This window comes from Plantibacter cousiniae (nom. nud.) (assembly GCF_977070315.1).
Genome location: NZ_CDRVEU010000005.1, coordinates 225,126 through 244,984 on the forward strand (window position 1 = coordinate 225,126; position 19,859 = coordinate 244,984).

Sequence of the window (19,859 nt, forward strand, 5' to 3'; positions counted from 1 at the left end):
AATGTGTTACCAAAGATTTCACGCGAGCGTAACCATGGAATATGACGCTATTGCGACAGCGTAGATGAAGGATCAGGGGGCCGTGGCCATTGTGTAGTGATCGATGATCTGCTGGATCTCGCCCGACAGACGCATCTGCACCAGCGTGCGCAAAATTCTGCCCACTGGCAGGTCGGGGTTATTGCGGATCAGGCAGGCGGCTGGTTGTTCGGCGACCAGTGATATCGGCTTGAGCCTCTTGCCGACAGGCAGGTTCCGGTTGGTCCATTCGAGGATCAACTGATTGGTCACCGCGTAGTTGTAGCGCCCGGCCATCAGCTTGCCGAGCGTCTGATTCTGCGCGCGCGCGTCTTCACGGACCAGTTTGTGATTCTCGAAAAGGTGCTCCAGGGCCGGGTAGTTGTAGCCCAGCACGGTGCCGACGGTTTCGTTGTCGAACTGCTCGGGGTAGGGGCCGGCAGCCGTCGCCGCCGAAGCGACCAGCCAGTCGCGCTGATAGAGAATCGGCAGGCTCCATAGATAATCCCCGGACAAGTCCGGGTACCACGCCTGGGCGCTGTAGCAGTGCATGTCGACTTCGCCGCGCTCCAGCGCCGACTGGATGCGCAGGCGCGGCATTACGTGGTAACTGGCCTCGAGGCCCACGTGGTGCGCAAGGCTTTGCATGATGTCGAACAGAATGCCGGATTCGGGACGAAAGTCGGTGATGTGCATCATCGGCATGGTCCAGCCTTCATTGACCGCAAAGCTCAAGGTCCTCTGCGCCGCGCTGCCGTTTTGCGGCATCAGCAATAGCAGGCAGGCCGCCGCTGCACGAGGCAGCCGCGGCGTGGTGAAGGCCCGAATAAAGCGCGTCAATAGAGTCATTTGCACAGCTTAGCCACAATAGAGACGGACACCAGATGCAATTTTGCCCCTGCTCGGCTAGCATTGGCGGTCTTCCGCTTACCAGTTGCGACGGTTTTAAATGAGTTATCAGGTTCTTGCACGTAAATGGCGTCCGCGCTCGTTCCGCGAAATGGTCGGCCAGGCTCATGTGTTGAAGGCCCTGATCAACGCGCTGGACAGCCAGCGCCTGCACCATGCCTATCTGTTTACCGGCACACGGGGCGTCGGCAAGACGACTATCGCGCGGATCATCGCCAAGTGCCTGAACTGTGAAACCGGCATCACCTCGACGCCCTGCGGCACCTGCTCGGTGTGCAAGGAGATCGACGAGGGCCGTTTCGTCGATCTGATCGAAATCGACGCCGCCAGCCGTACCAAGGTCGAAGATACGCGTGAGCTGCTGGATAACGTGCAGTACGCGCCGAGTCGCGGTCGCTTCAAGGTCTACCTGATCGACGAAGTGCACATGCTGTCCAGCCACTCGTTCAACGCCTTGCTCAAGACGCTTGAAGAGCCGCCGCCCTACGTCAAGTTCATCCTTGCCACCACCGATCCGCAAAAGCTGCCAGCGACCATTCTTTCGCGTTGCCTGCAGTTCTCGCTGAAAAACATGACGCCTGAACGCGTGGTCGAGCATCTGACCCATGTGCTGGGCGTCGAGAACGTACCGTTCGAAGACGACGCGCTGTGGTTGCTCGGGCGCGCCGCCGACGGTTCGATGCGTGATGCAATGAGCCTCACCGATCAGGCCATTGCCTTCGGTGAAGGCAAGGTCATGGCTGCCGATGTACGTGCCATGCTTGGCACGCTGGACCACGGCCAGGTCTTCGATGTACTGACCGCATTGCTGGAAGGCGATGCGCGTGGCGTGCTGGAGGCGGTACGCCACTTGGCCGAGCAGGGCCCTGACTGGAACGGCGTGCTCTCGGAAATTCTCAACGTGCTGCACCGTGTTGCGATTGCCCAGGCGTTGCCGGAAGGCGTCGACAACGGTCATGGCGATCGTGACCGGGTGCTGGCCCTGGCGCAGGCCCTGCCTGCCGAAGACGTACAGTTTTACTACCAGATGGGCTTGATTGGTCGTCGTGACCTGCCGCTGGCCCCTGATCCGCGTGGTGGCTTCGAGATGGTCCTGTTGCGCATGCTGGCGTTTCGTCCTGCCGACAGCGAGGACGCGCCGAGGCAGCCGCTAAAGCCAGTGGGGATCAGCCAGGCCACGGTTGATTCCCGAAAAGCAGTGGCTGATGCGACACCTGTTGCATCGGCAACTCCCGCAGTGTCGACCGCCCCGGTGATGGCTGCACCTGATCCGGCCTTCGAAGCGCTGCCGCCTGCAGCGGCTCCGATGCCGGCCGCCGTCCGGCCAGCGCCCGCGGTACAACCGGAATCGAAGCCAGAGCCACAAGCCGCCCCGGTTGAAGACCTCGACCTGCCGTGGAACGAGCCCAAATCCCCGGCTGCCGAACCCGCCGCCGAAACTGCGCCTGATACCGAAGCCGCTGCCGAGCCAGTAGCCGAGCCGGTTCTGGAGACCGTTTCCGAGCAGCCCGACCTGACGCCCATGCCGACGCCTGCGCCCGCCAGCCCGGTGCCGGCCGCACCTGAAGCCGAGCCGGTGCAGCCGGTTGCCGAGCAACAGGACACGCCGGCAATGCTCGAAGCCATCCCGGACTCTGCGTATCTGTCCATGCACACCGATTCGATGTCTTCCGACTCCGGGCCGATGGGCCGTGATGACGAACCGCCAGCGGACGACGATTACGTCGAGCCGGACATCGATATAGATCCGGCGTCCTACAGCTATCTGGATGAGCTGGCCCACGAAAGTGTTGTCGAACTTGAAGCCGTCGAGCCGGAGCCCGGTCCTGCCGCCAAACCGGCCACCGGTCTTGCGGCCGAATGGCTGGACGTGTTTCCCAAGCTGCCGATCTCCGGGATGACCGGCAGCATCGCGGCCAACTGCACATTGATTTCGGTCGATGGCGACCACTGGCTGCTGCACCTGGACCCTGCGCACAGCGCGCTGTTCAACTCGACCCAGCAGCGGCGCCTGAACGATGCGTTGAACCAGTATCATGGGCGCACGATCAATCTGAGTATCGAGCTGATCAAGCCCGAGCAGGAAACCCCTGCGCAGGCTGCTTCACGGCTGCGGGCCGAGCGCCAGCGCCAGGCCGAAGCCTCGATTCAGGCCGACCCGTACATCCAGCAGATGCTGCAACAGTTTGGCGCTGTGATCCGGGAAGACACGATCAAGCCCGTTGACACACCTGCGGCGCAGGCTCAATAACTGAACACAGGGCGCCGCTGGCGCCACGCAAACGAACCATCCATTTTCGAGGAGATATCCCATGATGAAAGGTGGCATGGCTGGCCTGATGAAGCAGGCGCAGCAAATGCAGGAAAAAATGGCCAAGATGCAGGAAGAACTGGCCAACGCGGAAGTCACCGGTCAATCGGGCGCAGGCCTGGTGAGCGTGGTGATGACCGGTCGTCATGACGTCAAGCGCATCAATCTGGATGACAGCCTGATGCAGGAAGACAAGGAAGTGCTGGAAGACCTGATCGCCGCCGCCGTCAACGACGCCGTGCGCAAGATCGAGCAGGCCAGCCAGGACAAGACGGCTTCCATGACGGCTGGCATGCAGCTGCCGCCCGGTATGAAGCTGCCGTTCTGACGTTCGCCCGGGTCATGATCAGTGCCAGGCCCTGTGCCTGGCATTTTTCTGTCTGCTGTCTGGCCGCGCGCCGCCATTCGGCGCCGGTATAACCATCAGCATTTGGCCTGATCGACCGAATTGAGCGACAATCGTCCCCCGTCTCTGGAGTGCCCCATGTCTGAGCCCATTGAAAACCTCACTGTCGACGCCGAGCTGGACGCCGTCGGGCTATTTTGTCCGGAGCCGGTGATGATGTTGCACCAGAAGGTGCGTGACCTGCCCGCGGGCGGTCTACTCAAGGTCATTGCAACCGATCCGTCCACGCGTCGCGATATCCCGAAATTCTGTGTCTTTCTCGGTCATGAGCTGGTTGCGGAGCAAGCCGAAGAGGGCACGTTCCTGTACTGGATCCGCAAGAAGTCCGACTGATCACCACATCGCTGCAACCCGCGCCTGTTCACGACGCACCTGTTCCCGATTCGAGCAGGTCCCTGTTCGCCAGACCCAGAGAGTCTTCCATGCGCATTGTTGCTGACGAAAATATTCCCCTGCTCGACGCCTTTTTTGCTCATTTCGGTGAGATTCATCGCTTGCCGGGCCGCGCCATGGACCGAGCCGCTGTGGCGGATGCCGACATCCTGCTGGTTCGCTCGGTCACCGCCGTGACCCGCGAACTGCTTGAGGGTAGCCCGGTGCGTTTTGTCGGGACCTGCACCATCGGCACCGATCACCTGGATCTGGACTGGTTTCAGCAAGCCGGTATCCAGTGGGCCAGCGCTCCGGGCTGCAATGCGCGCGGCGTGGTGGACTATGTCCTAGGCAGCCTGCTGACCCTGGCTGAAATCGAAGGGGTCGATCTTGCGCAGCGCACCTACGGTGTGGTCGGTGCAGGGCAGGTGGGTGGCCGGCTGATCAGCGTATTGAAGGCACTGGGCTGGAACGTGCTGGTCTGCGATCCGCCACGCCAGGCTGCCGAAGGCGGCGACTTCGTCAGCCTTGACGAGATCCTGCAGCGCTGTGACGTGATCAGCCTGCACACGCCTCTGAACAAAACCGGGGCGTCACCGACCTGGCACTTGCTCAACGACGCGCGTTTGCGTCAGCTCGGCCAGGGTGCCTGGCTGATCAATGCCAGCCGAGGCGCCGTAGTGGATAACGCGGCGTTGCACGACGTGCTGCTTGAGCGGGAAGACCTGCAGGCCGTACTGGATGTGTGGGAGGGCGAGCCGCAGGTCAACGTCGCGCTGGCTGACTTGTGCGTTCTGGGTACACCGCATATCGCCGGTTACAGCCTGGATGGCAGGCAGCGCGGTACTGCACAGATCTATCAGGCGTTGTGTGGCTTTCTTGATCAGCCTGCGACGATCGAACTGGACGATCTGCTGCCAAAACCCTGGCTGGCGCAGGTCAGTCTCGACGCGGCCTGCGACCCGGTCTGGGCGCTTAACATGTTGTGCCGCGGCGTGTATGACCCGCGACGTGACGATGCGGATTTCCGCCGCAGCCTGACCGGTGACACCGCCAGCCAGCGTCTGGCCTTCGATGCATTGCGCAAGCAGTACCCGCCACGCCGGGAAATCGAAGGGCTGAAGGTTCATCTGGAGGGAGAATCCGAGGCATTGGCACAACTGGTGCGGGCGCTGGGTGCAGTGCTGATCTGATCGCCAGCCGGGTCATCAGGCAATAAAAAACCCGACCGAGTGGTCGGGTTTCAAATGTCTGGTACGGCTTGGTTTTATTTTTCCGGGGTTACCCAGTGCTTGTCGCATTCCTGGCAGGCAGCCTGAACCATTTCTTCGGTGATCAGGACTTCTTGTCCGTGCTGGTCAAGAATGGCACCGCCAACCGGCAGATTAGGCGTGGCTCGAACAACCTGAACTTCATTGCTGCGCTCTTGCGGGTTCATGGTGTTTCTCCTTTCATCAGGTAACGGCGTTAAGTTAACCGCGCTTGATGATCGGTCCGTGACAGGTACTGTCAGCCGCTCAAACGCGCTGCAAGTGCAACAGATATGATGCAAATCTGCCAGCAGGCGCTTAGATCGATGTCTTATAGCGGCCTCTGTAAAGCAGTCATAACCTGACTCTGGAAGCCAGCCGCAAGTTCATTCGAAATGATGTTCGGCGCCCCGGCCACACAGGTGTAGGCTTTGCAACTCAGACAGATCGGGCACACAGGCAGGTTCATCGTTCATGATTTCACGGATTACCCGACGTCATCGCCAGGCCTTGCGTCTGGCTGCGAGCTTCATCGCGCCGTATCGCTGGCAGGCGCTCGGCGCGTTGTTGGCATTGGTCATCACCGCAGGTATTACCCTGTCGATCGGGCAGGGCATCAAACTGATGGTCGATCAGGGTTTCATGACCCGCTCACCGCAACTGCTCGAGCGCTCGATCGGGTTTTTCATGCTGCTGACGGTCGGCCTCGCCGTCGGAACCTTCGCCCGCTTCTATCTGGTGTCGTGGATCGGCGAGCGTGTGGTTGCCGACTTGCGCAAGAAAGTATTCGATCACCAGATCGAACTGCATCCGGGCTTCTACGAAAACAATCGCAGTTCGGAAATCCAGTCGCGACTGACCGCCGACACCACGCTGTTGCAGTCGGTCATCGGCTCGTCAATGTCGATGTTCCTGCGCAACGCGCTGATGGTCATTGGCGGTATCGTGTTGTTGTTCATCACCAACCCCAAACTCACCAGTATCGTGGTGGTGGCGTTGCCGCTGATCATCGCACCCATTCTCATGTTCGGGCGGCGGGTACGAAATCTGTCGCGCGAAAGTCAGGACCGGGTCGCCAATGTCGGCAGTTACGTGGCCGAAGCCCTGGGGCAGATCAAGACAGTGCAGGCGTACAACCATCAGCAGCAGGACAAGCAGCGTTTTTCGCATACGGTGGAGCAGGCGTTCGAGACCGCTCGCAAACGTATCCTGCAGCGCTCATGGCTGATCACGCTGGTGATCGTTCTGGTGCTGGGTGCCGTGGCGGTGATGTTGTGGGTCGGCGGTATGGACGTGATCAGCGGCCGCATCTCAAGCGGTGAGCTGGCAGCATTCGTGTTCTACGCGCTGATGGTCGGTATGGCGTTCGGTACGTTGAGCGAGGTGATTGGCGATCTGCAGCGCGCCGCCGGTGCCGCAGAGAGGATCGGCGAGCTGCTTCAGGCACGCAGCGAGATCAGTGTGCCGACCACGGATCTGCAGAGCCTGCCGCAGCGCATCAGTGGGCGTCTGGCGCTGGAGAATGTCACCTTCGCCTACCCATCGCGTCCTGAGCGCAATGCGCTGGATAACCTGACCCTGAGCATCGAGCCCGGTGAAACCCTGGCGCTGGTCGGGCCCTCCGGCGCGGGCAAGTCGACCATTCTGGATCTGCTGTTGCGTTTTTACGACCCGATTCAAGGGCGCATTCTGATCGAGGGCGTACCGATCGCGCAGCTCGATCCCCATGATCTGCGCCGCTGCTTCGCGCTGGTTTCACAATCGCCCGCCCTGTTTTTCGGCAGTGTCGAGGACAATATTCGTTACGGTAACGCCACTGCGAGCCTTGAGCAGGTACAGGCGGCGGCGCGTATTGCCCATGCGCACGAGTTCATTCTCGACATGGCCAACGGCTACGGTACGCATCTGGGTGAGGGCGGGGTGGGATTGTCCGGCGGACAGCGTCAGCGTCTGGCGATTGCCCGTGCCTTGCTGGTCGATGCGCCGATTCTGTTGCTGGACGAGGCGACCAGTGCGCTGGACGCGCAGAGTGAGCACTTGATTCAACAGGCCCTGCCGAGCCTGATGCAGGGGCGTACGACGCTGGTCATCGCCCACCGGCTGGCCACGGTGCAGAATGCCGACCGGATTGCCGTCATGGATCAGGGGCGGTTGGTGGCCGTGGGCACCCATCAGCAGTTGATTGCCAGCAACCCGCTTTATGCGCGACTGGCGGCGTTGCAGTTCAATGCCGGGGTTGAGTAGGAGAGGGCGAGGAGGGCCTGTGGGCAACGTGGGAGGTCAAGCCTCCCACTCGCTGAGTCTCAGCGATATTCGCACAGGTAGGCGGTATCGACTTTGACCTTGAGCTGGAACTTGCTGTTGGCCGGTACGTTGAACTGGTTGCCGGTGGCAAAGGTTTCCCAGTCAGTGCTGTCCGGAAGCTTCACGCTCAATTCGCCGGAGATCACATGCATGATTTCCCGTTGCGCCGTACCGAACTCATATTCGCCCGCTGCCATGACACCGATGGTTGCCTCACCATCGGCCTGGGTGAAGGCGATGGATTTGACGGTGCCGTCGAAGTACTCGTTGACCTTGAACATGGGCGATTCCTTTTGAAAGGGCTGAAAATGGCTCGCCAGTATGCCCAACACGTTAAAACTCGTCACGCCCCTTGCACATCGACGCTGACGAAACGTCGACCTGCAGCGGCATTCAGTTGGGCAGAATCAACGGCAGCAGCCTGGCAGTATTGCGCGCATCGACCAAGGCGCGGTGCTGTTGCCCGCTGAACTGCATGCCTGCCAGTTGCAAGGCACTGTTCAGCCCCATCGGTTTCTGCAAGTGGCGGGCCTGGGCGAAACGCTGTTTGAGATTGACGTGCGGCATGCTGGACAGTGCACTGTCGAGGTGATGCTGACGCCATTCCTCTTCCAGTTGCTGACGATCGTAATCCCCCCAGCTGGCCCAGCCCACGATGCGTGCACGGTGATGGCTCAACCAGCGCTCGAACTGCGGCCACACCGTCGTCAGCGGTGCAGCGCTGTCGATGCTGCTCTGGTTGATATGGGTCAGCTCGCGGCAGAAATGGGTCAGCAGCGGCCTGCGCGTCGGGCGCACGAAGCGTTCGAAATGGTCCAGCTCGCGTCCGTCCTGATTGACCAGTGTCGCGCCTATCTCGATGACTTCCATTTCTGCGACCGGCCACCCACCTTCTTCGGTCGTAGCCTCAAGATCAATCACCAGCCAGTGCGGCATCATCAAGCTTCCTTACGATAGTCAATGGCTTGAGCGTAGCCAGATTAACCCGTTGCGCACACCCTGAGCCTTGCATCGGCACCCTTGTTGTAACAACTGCCCCTACAGTGACCACGGGTGATTGCATTGGTGCCTCGCAGGCGGCTGTCACTTGTCTGGGCGAATACCGCAAGGATGCCGCAGAGCGCTGACGCCGTCGATTTGACAGTTGTTTAAATCATGGAAACCGCATAGTTTGAACGGCTTTGATTGATGTCGTGTTTTATGAAAAGACTTGCAGTGTTAATTGACGGTGTGGCGCGCAAGATCGTTACCGGCGTCATGCTCTTCATTCCGTTGATGGCAACGCCGCAGGTCTTCGCCGCGCAGATCGTGCGCGTGGCCGCAGTGCACTTCCCCCCTTATATGGTGCGCCCTGAAAAAGGTGAAGACGCCGGTCTTTTACCCAGGTTGATCGACGCCCTGAATGGCGAGCAGGACGACTACGAATTCGTGATGATCCCGACCTCGGTGCCCCGGCGTTTTCGTGATTTCACGGAAGGGCGTTTCGATGTTGCAGTCTTCGAAAACCCTGACTGGGGCTGGAAGGACATTCCACATGAACAGCTCGATATGGGGCTCGAGGATGCCGAGGTCTATGTGGCGCGCCGGGAAGAAGGGCGGGGGCAGGATTACTTCGACACCCTGGCTGACAAACGTCTGGCATTGTTCAGTGGCTATCATTATGGATTTGCCAACTTCAATACCGATCAGAAGTACCTGAGCGAGCACTTCACCATTACCTCCACGTACTCCCACGACAGCAACTTGCTGATGGTGGTGCGCGGCCGCGCCGATATTGCACCCGTTACCCGTTCGTACCTGATTGATTTCATGGCGCATAACAAGGATGAAGCGGCGCAGTTGATGGTGTCCGACCGTGTCGATCAGATCTACCGTCAATATGCGTTGTTGCGCCCGAACGGCAACATTGATGTTTCGCACTTCAGGCAATTACTGGAGAGGTTGCGTGCAGATGGGCAGTTGGCGAAGATTTTCGAGCCGCTAAACATCAAGGTGCTTCCGATAAACGCCGAGATGCCTGACAAGTAGCGGGTGGCAGGTGTCCGCCTGCCACCCGGAGGCACTTAGCGGTCCTTGGCGTCCTTGGCATCCATTTCTGCGTTGCGCTCGTGGACGCGCTTGAGCTGTTCTTCAGTGAGGGGCAGTTTCTTGGCTGTGTCGCGCAGCATCATCAGACCGCCGACGACCGAGCCAATGGCTACGAGCAGAATTAACCAGGCATACCAGGGCATAGCGCTCTCCTTGTTGTGATACCGGTTTGAGCAGCACGGCTACCCAATGGTTCAAGTGTATGCGCCTTGAAGGGGTTGCGTGCGAAAGCATTCGCCCGCAACCCGAAGAACTCCGGTGATTACTCCCCGGTCAGCATCGCGTCGGTCGGCGCGTCGGCGCGGGATTTGGCGGTCAGACTGAAGTAGATAAAGCCGATGGCCATCAGGCCCAGGAAAATCAGGCCGATCAGTGCGTTGAACCAGGCCATTGCCACCAGGCACACGACGGCCAGCGCCAGAGCGATGCCGGGCATCACTGGATAGCCGGGTGCGCGGAACGTGCGCTCCAGGCCAGGCTCGGTCTTGCGCAGTTTGAACAGGCTGAGCATGCTCATGATGTACATGACGATGGCGCCGAACACGGCCATGGTGATCATCGCAGCGGTCAGCGTCATGCCGCTCAGGTTGATCAGGCCGTCGCTGTAGATCGCGGCGATGCCGATCAGGCCGCCGGCGATGATTGCCCGGTGCGGTGTCTGGAAGCGCGAGAGCCTGGCCAGCGAGGCGGGCAGGTAGCCAGCGCGGGCAAGGGCGAAGAACTGGCGCGAGTAACCCATGATGATCCCGTGGAAGCTGGCGACCAGGCCGAACAGGCCGATCCACACCAGCATGTGCAGCCAGCCGGAGCTGTCACCGACCACGGCTTTCATGGCTTGCGGCAGGGGATCGTTGATGTTGGCCAGGGTGCGCCAGTCACCCACGCCACCGGCAAACAGCATGACGCCGATCGCCAGTATCACCAAGGTCAGAATGCCGCTGATGTAGGCCTTCGGGATGGTACGTTTCGGGTCCTTGGCTTCTTCGGCGGCCATTGCAGCGCCTTCGATGGCCAGAAAGAACCAGATGGCGAAGGGAATGGCAGCGAACATGCCGGCAATGGCTTCGGGTCCGAAAGTCTGCGAACCGGCCCAGCCGTTCAGGGCGAAGTTGCTGAAGCTGAAAGCAGGTGCAACCACGCCCATGAACACCAGCAACTCGGCCACGGCCAGAATGCACACCACCAGCTCGAAGGTTGCCGCGAGCTTCACGCCCACGATGTTGAGCGCCATGAACACGATGTAGGCGCCGACTGCCGCATGCTTGGGGTCAAGACCCGGGTATTGCACATTGAGGTACGCACCGATCGCCATGGCAATCGCCGGTGGCGCAAAGACGAATTCGATCAGCGTGGCCATGCCGGCGATCAGTCCGCCTTTTTCGCCAAAGGCGCGACGGCTGTAGGCGAACGGACCGCCCGCGTGGGGGATGGCAGTGGTGAGCTCGGTAAAACTGAAGATGAAACAGGTGTACATGGTTGCAACCATCAGGGCTGTTACCAAAAAGCCCAACGTACCCGCGACGCCCCAGCCGTAGCTCCAGCCAAAGTATTCGCCGGAAATCACCAGCCCCACCGCGATCCCCCATAAATGAATCGTGCCGAGCGTCGGCTTGAGTTGTGTGCTCATTGTTCTCTCCCTGGGATTCGATAAACGTTGAAACATCCTGTTGCAGAGGCCGTGCCAGTGCACGCATCGGTGTCGTGATGCTTCAAAACGGGTCGTTTACAGAACGTCAGGGTGAATCGATTCAACTCGTTGTAAAGCTTTGGTCCGGATTGGTGCGGCGATGACCGCCAGGGGTGCATGGAATTCAGAGGTGTCAGGACGCTGTTCGGGCAAATGCCGATCTACGGGTCCCGCCAGTGCGCCGGTTCAGCTACAATGCGCGCCGATTTCGACTTACCTGAGACCACGCTCATGTCCGCCTGCCAGACTCCTGTCATCGTCGCCCTGGATTTTCCGACCCGCGAAGCCGCCTTGCGCCTGGCTGATCAGCTTGATCCCAAACTGTGCAGGGTCAAAGTTGGCAAGGAACTGTTCACCAGTTGCGCGGCCGACATCGTCGAGACCCTGCGCCACAGGGGCTTCGAGGTGTTTCTGGATCTGAAATTCCACGACATCCCCAACACCACGGCGATGGCGGTCAAGGCGGCGGCCGAGATGGGCGTGTGGATGGTCAACGTGCACTGCTCGGGTGGCCTGCGCATGATGGCGGCCTGTCGGGAAGTGCTTGAGCAGCGCACTGGCCCACAGCCGCTGCTGATCGGTGTGACCGTTCTGACCAGCATGGAACGTGAGGACCTGGCCGGTATCGGCCTGGACATCGACCCGCAGGTGCAGGTGCTGCGCCTCGCTGCTCTGGCCGAGAAAGCCGGGATGGATGGTCTGGTCTGCTCGGCGCTGGAAACGCAGGCTCTGAAAGCCGCTCACCCGTCATTGCAACTGGTGACACCGGGCATTCGTCCGGCGGGCAGTGCGCACGACGACCAGCGTCGTATCCTGACCCCTCGTCAGGCACTGGATGCAGGCTCCGACTACCTTGTCATCGGCCGCCCGATCAGCCAGGCGGCTGACCCGGCGAAGGCTCTGGCGGCGGTGGTTGCCGAGCTGGCTTGAGTGGATGGGTTCGTAGCGTCACGGCTCTTTACCTGCATCGTGGGGAAGGGCTGTGACGCTGCGAAAACCCTGCGGGTTTATTCCACTTTCAGGATCAGCTTGCCCTGATTCTCACCGCTGAACAGCATCTGGAAGGTTTCCGGGAACGTCTCGAGGCCTTCCACGATGTGCTCCTTGCTCTTGAGCTTGCCTTCCTTGATCCAGCCGGCCATGACCTGGCCCGCTTCTGCAAAGCGCTCCGGGTGGTCCAGTACGATGAAGCCTTCCATACGTGCACGGTTGACCAGCAGCGACATGTAGTTGGCCGGGCCTTTGATCGCCTTGGTGCTGTTGTACTGGCTGATGGCGCCACAGATCACCACACGCGCGCCGACCGCCAGTTGGCTGAGTGCCGCATCGAGGATGTCGCCACCGACGTTGTCGAAGTACACATTTACGCCATCCGGGCAGTGACGTTTCAGACCGTCCATGACGTCTTCGGATTTGTAGTCGATGGCGGCGTCAAAGCCCAGCTCCTCGGTCAGCAGACGGCATTTTTCCGTGCCTCCCGCAATGCCGACGACCCGGCATCCCTTGAGCTTGGCGATCTGCCCGGCCACGCTGCCGACAGCGCCTGCCGCACCGGAAATCACCACGGTGTCACCGCTTTTCGGTTGGCCGACGTCCAGCAGCGCCAGGTAGGCGGTCATGCCGGTCATGCCCAGTGCTGACAGATAAAGGGGCAGTGGCGCAAGGTTCGTGTCCACCGTGTAGAAACCCTTCGGTTCACCAGCAAAGTAGTCCTGCACGCCCAGAGCGCCCTGAACATGGTCACCTACGGCGAACTTGGGGTTTTTCGATTCAATTACTTCACCCACGCCGAGGGCACGCATTACTTCGCCCAGCTTTACGGCTGGAATGTAGGATTTGCCGTCATTCATCCAGCCACGCATTGCCGGGTCCAGTGACAGGTATTTGCTCCTGACCAGAATCTGCCCGTCGGCAAGTGCGCTGACCGGGACTTCCTGATAGGTGAAGTCTTCACGGCGCGCATCGCCCGAAGGGCGCTTGGCGAGCAGGAACTGGCGGTTGGAAAGATCGGTCATGGCAGGGTCTCCTGAAAAGGGTTCAAGAATGGATTCAAACGCTCATCGCGCCATTCGGACAAGAAGCGATCACCCAGCGAATGCCGTTTGATCCATGTGATTGATAGGAGTCCATTGCGCCGCTGGCGTTCAGACGGATCTGCGGATGAGCCATGCTGATGACGGATATGGCTTGAGTCGCGCCCCCTCAGTGCTCTAGGCTCTGCACGAAAAGTGGCTGCGCTCGGTGATGCTACGTTAAACACAGGCTCGGAATGTTCATTTACAACACGTACACTCCGCTTCCTCGCCTGTTTTTGCCTTGCCTGACCTTCGCTCGCCGACTTTTCGTACAGAACCTAGATTCCTAGTTCGATCAACGCTTGGACGACCGTGATGCCTACCACCTCTTCAAACACTCTTCACCCCCGGGCTCTGCGAGCTGGCGACGCCGTGGCACTGGTCTCTCCGGCAAGCCCTGTGGACCCCGGCAAGATCCAGGCGGCGGTGGCGGTACTTGAGGGGTGGGGGCTGCGCCCGCGGGTCTATCCGCATGCGCTGGGCAACTACTCGTTCTATTCGGGGACCGATGAAGAGCGGCTCGCCGACCTCAACGCCGCGCTGGCCGACCCGGAAATCCGCGCGGTCATCTGCACTCGCGGTGGCTATGGCGTGCAAAGGATTGTCCAGCAGGTGGATATGGACGCGGTGCGTCGTGATCCCAAGCTGGTGACTGGCTTTTCTGACATCACCGCGCTGCACGGTGCGCTGTGGAACCATGCGCGCCTGGCGACCATTCATGGACCGGTCGCTTCGCAGCTGGAACGTGGCGGTCTGTTCGTCAGCGGTATGCGCCATGTGTTGATGAGCACAGAGCCGGTCCTGCTCAAGGCTGATCCGGCCTCGCCAACGGCCAGGGTCAGAACCGCTGGCAGCGCACAGGGCCTGCTGTTGGGCGGCAACCTGTGCATCCTCGATACCTCTGTGGGTACGCCGTTCATGCCTGACTTGAGCGGCGCCATCCTGCTCATCGAAGAGGTCAACGAACCCGCCTACCGGGTCGACCGCATGCTCACCCACCTGGGTAACTGCGGGATTCTTGCGTCTCTGGCCGGCATTGCCGTCGGCGAATTTACCCCTGCTCCAAACACTGGCCGCACCATCAGCCCCGCGGATGTGCTGCTGGAGCGGCTGGGCAGTCTCGGCATCCCGGTGCTCGGCGGTCTGCCGGTAGGGCACGGAGATCCCAATCAGGCAGTGCCCCTGGGCACCCAGGCGATACTCGATGCCGACGCCGGAACCCTGCTGGTAGCGGCTGCCGCGCGTAGTTGATCTCTGCCGCGCTGCCAGCGGTTGGCCTAATCGGCCTTGCGTGTGTTCAGGATCAGCAAGGTCAGCAAACCCGCGACGATGCCCCAGAATGCCGAGCCTATGGAAAACAGCGTGAGTCCCGAGGCGGTTACCATGAAGGTGATCAAGGCGGGTTCGCGTTCCCTCGGTTCGGCCATCGCAACGGTCAGGCCATTGGTGATCGACCCGAGCAGCGCCAGCGCGGCAATCGAGAGCATCAGTTCCTTGGGGAACGCACTGAACAGACCCGCCAGGGTGGCACCGAAAATGCCGGCTATCGCATAGAAAATCCCGCACCAGATCGCCGCTGTATAGCGTTTGGACTTGTCCTCGTGCGCATGAGGGCTGGTACAGATGGCGGCACTGATCGCGGCCAGATTGATCCCGTGGCAGCCAAACGGTGCAGTGAGCAATGAGGCAAAGCCTGTCACCGATATCAGCGGCGAAACAGGCGGGAAGTAGCCGTCGGCTCGCAACACGGCCACACCCGGCATGTTCTGCGAGGTCATGGCCACCACGAACAGCGGGATGCCAATGCTCACTGTCGCTGCCCATGAAAACGCCGGGGTGGTCCAGACCGGTATGGCGACTTCCAGCGCCAGGCCGTCAAAGTTCAGCAAACCCAGCATGCCAGAGATGCCGATACCGACCAGCAGCGCGAGCAGCACCGAGTAGCGCGGCGACAGGCGCTTGACCAGCAGGTAAGTGAAAAACATGCCCATTACCAGGCTGGTGTGGTGCTGTGCGGCAATAAAGATCTCACTGCCGATCCGGAACAGAATCCCTGCCAGCAAGGCCGCAGCCAGCGACGCTGGCAGACGCCGCACAATGCGCTCGAAACTGCCGGTCACCCCGCACAGAATCACCAGCAGCGCGCTGGTGATGAACGCGCCAATGGCCTGCGGGTAGCTGACGCCGCCCAGGCTGGTGATCAGCAGTGCGGCGCCGGGTGTCGACCACGCCACGGTAATTGGCATGCGGTAGCGCAGCGAGAGGCCGATGCTGCACACCGCCATGCCTATGAACAGCGCCCACAGCCACGATGAAATCTGCACGCTGCTCAGCCCTGCCGCTTGGCCCGCCTGGAAAATCAACACCAGCGAACTGGTGCAGCCGGTCATCATGGCGATGAAACCGGCAACCACCGCCGACGGCGATGAGTCTGTCAGCGGGCGCAATGGCACCTTCAGGGATTGGTTCATGCTGGGCGTTCCTTGAAACGGGCAGGTAGCAAAGGGCGCCAAGCCTAAACGCCTGGCCGCTCGGCCTTGCAATACAGCGACACGAGTAAACGCCAGCACAGTTACGGCCGTGGCGTTTACTCGGTGTCAGCCCCGGTCGGGCAGGCGCCCGACTGCAGGGTCTGCCCCAAGGCCCGATTGACCGTCAGCCAGCCATCCACGGCATCCTGACCTGCTTCGGCGAACACCCGTTGTAGCAGTTTGACCTGTTCGCGGCGCAAGCCCTGTTCAAAGAGGGCGCCTTCATCGGTGAGGCCCAGCAGTCGTTTGCGCTTGTCATTTTCGGGGGCCGCGCTGTGCACCAGATTCATGGCGATCAGCTGACGTAGCGGGGCATTGAGGGCCTGTTTGCTGACGCCCAATACGGTGAGCAGCTCCTTGACGCTCAGGCCGGGGTAACGGGCGATGAAAAATACGATGCGCTGGTGCACGCGACTGAAGCCGCGTCTGGCCAGCATTTCATCAGCCTTGGCAGTGAATGCCTGATAGCCGAAGAAGAACGCTTCCATGGCCATTTGTTGATTGGCAGGTTTTTTAAGGTCAAGCATGTTGACGTATCCGGGTTGATCGTCGTAATTTGAGTCAACCAGTTTGACGTATTTCCAATTGTCTCGGCTACAGGTAACTGCCATGGCTTTCTCCGAACGCGTTTCCCGTCTGAAAAGTTCTCTGATTCGCGAGATCCTCGCCGCCGCTCAGCGCCCGGAAGTGATGTCGTTCGCCGGTGGGCTGCCCGCCGAGTCAATGCTGCCCAAAGTGGAGTGGGCCGACATGCCCGTTGCGCTGGGTCAGTACGGCATGAGCGAGGGCGAACCTGCGCTGCGTGAAGCGCTGGGCGCCGATGCCCGTGCTCTGGGTATCGACTGCGACGCCCGTCAGGTAATGGTGGTCAGTGGTTCTCAGCAGACACTGGACCTGGCCGCCAAGCTGTATATCGACAAAGGCACCGAAATTCTCCTCGAGGCGCCCACCTATCTGGCGGCGTTGCAGATATTCCAGCTGTTCGGCGCCGACTGCATCACCGTGCCGTTGCAGGCCGAAGGCCCGGACCTGCTTGCGATGCGTCAGCGTCTGGAACAGCACAAACCAGCCTTCGCCTACCTCATCCCGACGTTCCAGAACCCCTCGGCGGTGCGCTACAGCCAGGCCAGTCGCGATGCCGTTGCGGCCTTACTCGATGAGTTCGGTGTCACGTTGATCGAGGACGAACCGTACCGTGAACTGAGTTTTGACGGCGGCAGTGCCAGGCCGATTGTCAGCAGTCTGAAAACGGCCAGCTGGATTTATACCGGCACGGTTTCCAAGACACTGCTGCCAGGCCTGCGGGTGGGTTATCTGATCGCCAGCCCCGATCTGTTTCCGCACTTGCTGCGTCTGAAGCAGTCGGCCGATCTGCATACCAATCGCCTCGGCCAGTGGCAGGCCTTGCAGTGGATTGGTACTGAGCACTATCGTGAGCATCTGGTGACGCTGTGCGAGTTTTACCGGGGCCGTCGTGATGCGTTCGAGAGTGCCTTGCAAACGCATTTTTCAGACCTGGCCATCTGGAACAGCCCGCAAGGCGGACTGTTCTTCTGGTTGACGCTGAAGCAGCCGCTGGATACGCGCACCTTGCTGGATGCAGCGCTGGCGCACGATGTGGCGTTCATGCCGGGCGAACCTTTTTTCGCCGATCCGGACGCCAATCACGGTCACTTGCGGCTCAATTTCAGCCATATCGACCCTGCTCGGCTCGATGAGGGTATAAAACGTCTGGCGTCGGTGGTCCGCGCAGCACACCTTCTGCAAGCCGCCTGATTCAAGACGTCAACATAGACGCAGAAAGGGAGCAGTCTGATGTACAAGGTTTATGGCGATTACAACTCGGGCAACTGCTACAAGGTCAAGCTGATGCTTAATCTGCTGGGCAGCGAGTACGAGTGGGTGCCGGTCGATATTCTCAACGGCGAAACACAGACCCCGGCGTTTCTGGAAAAGAACCCCAACGGCAAGATTCCGGTGCTGGAGCTGGAGGATGGCACTTGCCTGTGGGAGTCCAACGCGATTCTCAACTTTCTGGCTGACGGCTCTTCGTACCTGCCAAGCGAACCGAGGTTGCGCACCCAGGTGCTGCAATGGCAGTTCTTCGAACAGTACAGCCATGAGCCGTCGGTCGCGGTGGCCCGTTTCATCCAGTTCTACCTGGGCTTGCCGGCTGAACGCATGACCGAGTATCGCGCCATGCAGAAAGCCGGCTATCGCGCACTGGCGGTCATGGAGCAGCAGCTCGACCGTACGCCGTTTCTGGTCGGCGAGAATTTCTCCATCGCCGACATTGCCTTGTATGCCTACACCCACGTCGCGCATCAGGGTGGTTTCGATCTGGCACCCTATACCGGGATCCGCCGTTGGCTGGATCGGGTCAAGGCACAGCCGGGTTATATCGGTATGCTGGACTGACACATCCGTCATTTGAACAAAGGGAAATGTATGCGCGTTTCAATCGTACTTCTGGGTGCTTTCATTGCGCTGGGTATCGGCTGCTCGGCCCAGGCCCAGGCCGAGGACTGCGACGCCAATCAGGCCAGCATGAACCGCTGCGCTGCCAGTCAGCAGGCAGCGCTCGATGCCGAGCTCAACAAGCAGTACAACGCGCAAATGGGGTGGTTGAAGACCCCGGCGAAAAAGCAGGCACTCAAGGACGCACAACGAAAGTGGATAGCCCTGCGTGATGCCGATTGCCTGTATCAGGCGGGCAAGCCCGAGGACTCAGGCTCTGTCTGGCCGTTGCTGCAATCGCAATGCCTGGCCGAGCAGACCCATGTGCGCCTGAAGCAGCTGCAAGCCTATGTGGCTTGCCGCGAGGAAGGTTGCCCGCGCTGAGAGGCGCCGGGCAAACAGCGGTCAGATCGCTCCGAAGCGCTGGTTCAGATAGTCGATGATCACCTTGGATTCATACATCCATACGGTTTTGTCGCCTTCCTCGATGCGCAGGCAAGGCACCTTGATCCTGCCGCCCTCGTTGAGCAGTGTCTGGCGATCAAGCTCATTGTTTTTCGCATCGCGCAACGCGACCGGAACATTCAGGCGGCGCAGGGCGCGACGCGTCTTCACGCAGAACGGGCAGGCATGGAACTGATACAGCGTCAGGTCCTGAGCCGCTTCAGCGACAGCCGCCTGGGCCTGCGGGTCACGTTTTTTCCTGCTCGGGCGAGTCAGGAAATCAATGCCGATGACGAGTTGGCCGAGGCCGACTCTTAACGCTTTCATGAACAAGGTCATACCTCTTGCGGGCGGTGGCGTGGCCAGCCGTGCATTCAGCGTGCCTCACGGCAGGTGAACGCAGGCTGAACGGTCACTTGATCAGGCTGAGAAACTCGCTGCGGGTGGCCGCGTTTTCACGGAACTCGCCCAGCATCACCGAGGTGATCATGGCCGAGTTCTGCTTCTCGACGCCACGCATCATCATGCACATGTGCTTGGCTTCGATCACCACCGCAACGCCCAGCGCGCCGGTGACCTGCTGAATGGCCTCGGCGATCTGGCGGCTCAGGTTTTCCTGGATCTGCAGACGGCGGGCATACATGTCGACGATCCGCGCTACTTTCGACAAGCCAAGCACCTTGCCCTGCGGGATGTAGGCCACGTGTGCCTTGCCAATGAACGGCAGCAGATGGTGCTCGCACAGTGAGTACAGCTCGATGTCCTTGACCATCACCATTTCACTGGCATCGGAGCTGAACAGCGCGCCGTTGGTCACTTCTTCCAGGGTCTGCGCGTAGCCGCGACACAGATACTGCATGGCCTTGGCGGCGCGCTTGGGGGTGTCCAGCAGACCTTCGCGCGAGACGTCCTCGCCCAATTGCCCGAGTATGGCGGTGTAATTCTGTTCCAGTGTCACAGAGGGTGATTCCGTATAGGTTTCAGAGCGGTACGTTTGGGGCTGTACC

22 protein-coding genes are annotated in these 19,859 nt (G+C 60.4%); 11 read left to right on the top strand and 11 right to left on the bottom strand.

What is annotated here, in order from left to right:
• Positions 1-72: 72 nt before the first annotated feature.
• Positions 73-867, bottom strand: coding sequence for a substrate-binding periplasmic protein (locus ACW55A_RS12550; protein ID WP_455808031.1), 795 nt, complete (start codon positions 865-867; stop codon positions 73-75).
• Positions 868-967: 100 nt separating this feature from the next.
• Here ACW55A_RS12550 and dnaX point away from each other — a divergent pair, with 100 nt between their 5' ends.
• The 4 genes from dnaX to pdxB all read left to right on the top strand — a co-directional run bounded on the left by dnaX (position 968) and on the right by pdxB (position 5,209).
• Positions 968-3,178 carry a DNA polymerase III subunit gamma/tau gene (dnaX, locus tag ACW55A_RS12555; RefSeq protein WP_455808030.1) on the top strand — a complete coding sequence of 737 codons (2,211 nt, stop codon included), beginning with the start codon at positions 968-970 and terminating at the stop codon, positions 3,176-3,178.
• 61 nt (positions 3,179-3,239) lie between these two features.
• Positions 3,240-3,566, top strand: a complete 327-nt coding sequence (locus tag ACW55A_RS12560) for a YbaB/EbfC family nucleoid-associated protein (protein WP_002552818.1) — start codon at positions 3,240-3,242, stop codon at positions 3,564-3,566.
• 156 nt (positions 3,567-3,722) lie between these two features.
• Positions 3,723-3,977, top strand: a complete 255-nt coding sequence (gene tusA, locus ACW55A_RS12565; RefSeq protein ID WP_003371482.1) for a sulfurtransferase TusA — start codon at positions 3,723-3,725, stop codon at positions 3,975-3,977.
• Positions 3,978-4,066: 89 nt separating this feature from the next.
• Positions 4,067-5,209, top strand: coding sequence for a 4-phosphoerythronate dehydrogenase PdxB (pdxB, locus tag ACW55A_RS12570; protein ID WP_498810999.1), 1,143 nt, complete (start codon positions 4,067-4,069; stop codon positions 5,207-5,209).
• A 74-nt stretch (positions 5,210-5,283) separates the two neighbouring features.
• Here pdxB and ACW55A_RS12575 read toward each other — a convergent pair whose 3' ends face one another.
• Positions 5,284-5,454, bottom strand: coding sequence for a PA1571 family protein (locus tag ACW55A_RS12575; protein WP_003371488.1), 171 nt, complete (start codon positions 5,452-5,454; stop codon positions 5,284-5,286).
• A 286-nt stretch (positions 5,455-5,740) separates the two neighbouring features.
• Between ACW55A_RS12575 and ACW55A_RS12580 the strand changes: the two genes are divergently transcribed.
• Complete coding sequence (locus ACW55A_RS12580) at positions 5,741-7,510, top strand: ABC transporter transmembrane domain-containing protein (protein ID WP_498811000.1); 1,770 nt, start codon at positions 5,741-5,743, stop codon at positions 7,508-7,510.
• 59 nt (positions 7,511-7,569) lie between these two features.
• On the opposite strand, the gene ppnP is transcribed toward ACW55A_RS12580, so the two are convergent.
• Together ppnP and ACW55A_RS12590 are read right to left on the bottom strand one after the other, a co-directional pair.
• Positions 7,570-7,851, bottom strand: a complete 282-nt coding sequence (gene ppnP, locus ACW55A_RS12585) for a pyrimidine/purine nucleoside phosphorylase (RefSeq protein ID WP_003371493.1) — start codon at positions 7,849-7,851, stop codon at positions 7,570-7,572.
• A gap of 112 nt (positions 7,852-7,963) precedes the next feature.
• The gene (locus ACW55A_RS12590; protein WP_498811001.1) at positions 7,964-8,509 is read right to left on the bottom strand and encodes a 3'-5' exonuclease; all 546 of its coding nucleotides are present in this window, start codon (positions 8,507-8,509) and stop codon (positions 7,964-7,966) included.
• Positions 8,510-8,785: 276 nt separating this feature from the next.
• Between ACW55A_RS12590 and ACW55A_RS12595 the strand changes: the two genes are divergently transcribed.
• Complete coding sequence (locus ACW55A_RS12595; RefSeq protein ID WP_498811002.1) at positions 8,786-9,598, top strand: substrate-binding periplasmic protein; 813 nt, start codon at positions 8,786-8,788, stop codon at positions 9,596-9,598.
• A 35-nt stretch (positions 9,599-9,633) separates the two neighbouring features.
• Here the strand turns inward: ACW55A_RS12595 and ACW55A_RS12600 are convergent, their stop codons facing one another.
• Together ACW55A_RS12600 and eat are read right to left on the bottom strand one after the other, a co-directional pair.
• Entirely contained in the window at positions 9,634-9,801 is a 168-nt protein-coding gene (locus ACW55A_RS12600; protein ID WP_003371498.1) for a DUF2897 family protein, read from the bottom strand.
• A gap of 119 nt (positions 9,802-9,920) precedes the next feature.
• Positions 9,921-11,285 carry an ethanolamine permease gene (eat, locus tag ACW55A_RS12605; RefSeq protein ID WP_498811003.1) on the bottom strand — a complete coding sequence of 455 codons (1,365 nt, stop codon included), beginning with the start codon at positions 11,283-11,285 and terminating at the stop codon, positions 9,921-9,923.
• 291 nt (positions 11,286-11,576) lie between these two features.
• Between eat and pyrF the strand changes: the two genes are divergently transcribed.
• Positions 11,577-12,275, top strand: a complete 699-nt coding sequence (pyrF, locus tag ACW55A_RS12610; RefSeq protein WP_498811004.1) for an orotidine-5'-phosphate decarboxylase — start codon at positions 11,577-11,579, stop codon at positions 12,273-12,275.
• 77 nt (positions 12,276-12,352) lie between these two features.
• Here the strand turns inward: pyrF and ACW55A_RS12615 are convergent, their stop codons facing one another.
• Positions 12,353-13,360: an NADP-dependent oxidoreductase gene (locus ACW55A_RS12615; protein ID WP_003436735.1), complete on the bottom strand. Its 1,008-nt coding sequence runs from the start codon at positions 13,358-13,360 to the stop codon at positions 12,353-12,355.
• A 432-nt stretch (positions 13,361-13,792) separates the two neighbouring features.
• Here ACW55A_RS12615 and ACW55A_RS12620 point away from each other — a divergent pair, with 432 nt between their 5' ends.
• The gene (locus ACW55A_RS12620) at positions 13,793-14,671 is read left to right on the top strand and encodes a S66 peptidase family protein (RefSeq protein ID WP_498811005.1); all 879 of its coding nucleotides are present in this window, start codon (positions 13,793-13,795) and stop codon (positions 14,669-14,671) included.
• 26 nt (positions 14,672-14,697) lie between these two features.
• On the opposite strand, the gene ACW55A_RS12625 is transcribed toward ACW55A_RS12620, so the two are convergent.
• The gene (locus ACW55A_RS12625) at positions 14,698-15,891 is read right to left on the bottom strand and encodes a benzoate/H(+) symporter BenE family transporter (RefSeq protein ID WP_498811006.1); all 1,194 of its coding nucleotides are present in this window, start codon (positions 15,889-15,891) and stop codon (positions 14,698-14,700) included.
• 116 nt (positions 15,892-16,007) lie between these two features.
• Entirely contained in the window at positions 16,008-16,478 is a 471-nt protein-coding gene (locus ACW55A_RS12630; RefSeq protein ID WP_096115426.1) for a MarR family transcriptional regulator, read from the bottom strand.
• Between the two features lie 82 nt (positions 16,479-16,560).
• On the opposite strand from ACW55A_RS12630, the gene ACW55A_RS12635 reads away from it, so the two are divergent.
• Genes ACW55A_RS12635 through ACW55A_RS12645 form a run of 3 tightly spaced genes read left to right on the top strand, consistent with a single transcriptional unit; the run spans position 16,561 to position 18,792 of the window.
• Positions 16,561-17,727 carry an aminotransferase-like domain-containing protein gene (locus ACW55A_RS12635; RefSeq protein WP_498811007.1) on the top strand — a complete coding sequence of 389 codons (1,167 nt, stop codon included), beginning with the start codon at positions 16,561-16,563 and terminating at the stop codon, positions 17,725-17,727.
• 39 nt (positions 17,728-17,766) lie between these two features.
• The gene (locus tag ACW55A_RS12640) at positions 17,767-18,369 is read left to right on the top strand and encodes a glutathione S-transferase family protein (protein WP_003343108.1); all 603 of its coding nucleotides are present in this window, start codon (positions 17,767-17,769) and stop codon (positions 18,367-18,369) included.
• Between the two features lie 30 nt (positions 18,370-18,399).
• A complete protein-coding gene (locus ACW55A_RS12645; RefSeq protein WP_455808024.1) occupies positions 18,400-18,792 on the top strand; it encodes a lysozyme inhibitor LprI family protein in 393 nt (130 codons plus the stop codon).
• A 21-nt stretch (positions 18,793-18,813) separates the two neighbouring features.
• On the opposite strand, the gene ACW55A_RS12650 is transcribed toward ACW55A_RS12645, so the two are convergent.
• On the bottom strand, positions 18,814-19,179 hold the full coding sequence (locus tag ACW55A_RS12650) for a glutaredoxin family protein (RefSeq protein ID WP_004418433.1): 366 nt from the start codon (positions 19,177-19,179) through the stop codon (positions 18,814-18,816).
• Between the two features lie 85 nt (positions 19,180-19,264).
• Positions 19,265-19,810, bottom strand: a complete 546-nt coding sequence (folE, locus tag ACW55A_RS12655) for a GTP cyclohydrolase I FolE (RefSeq protein ID WP_010427107.1) — start codon at positions 19,808-19,810, stop codon at positions 19,265-19,267.
• Positions 19,811-19,859: the final 49 nt, after the last annotated feature.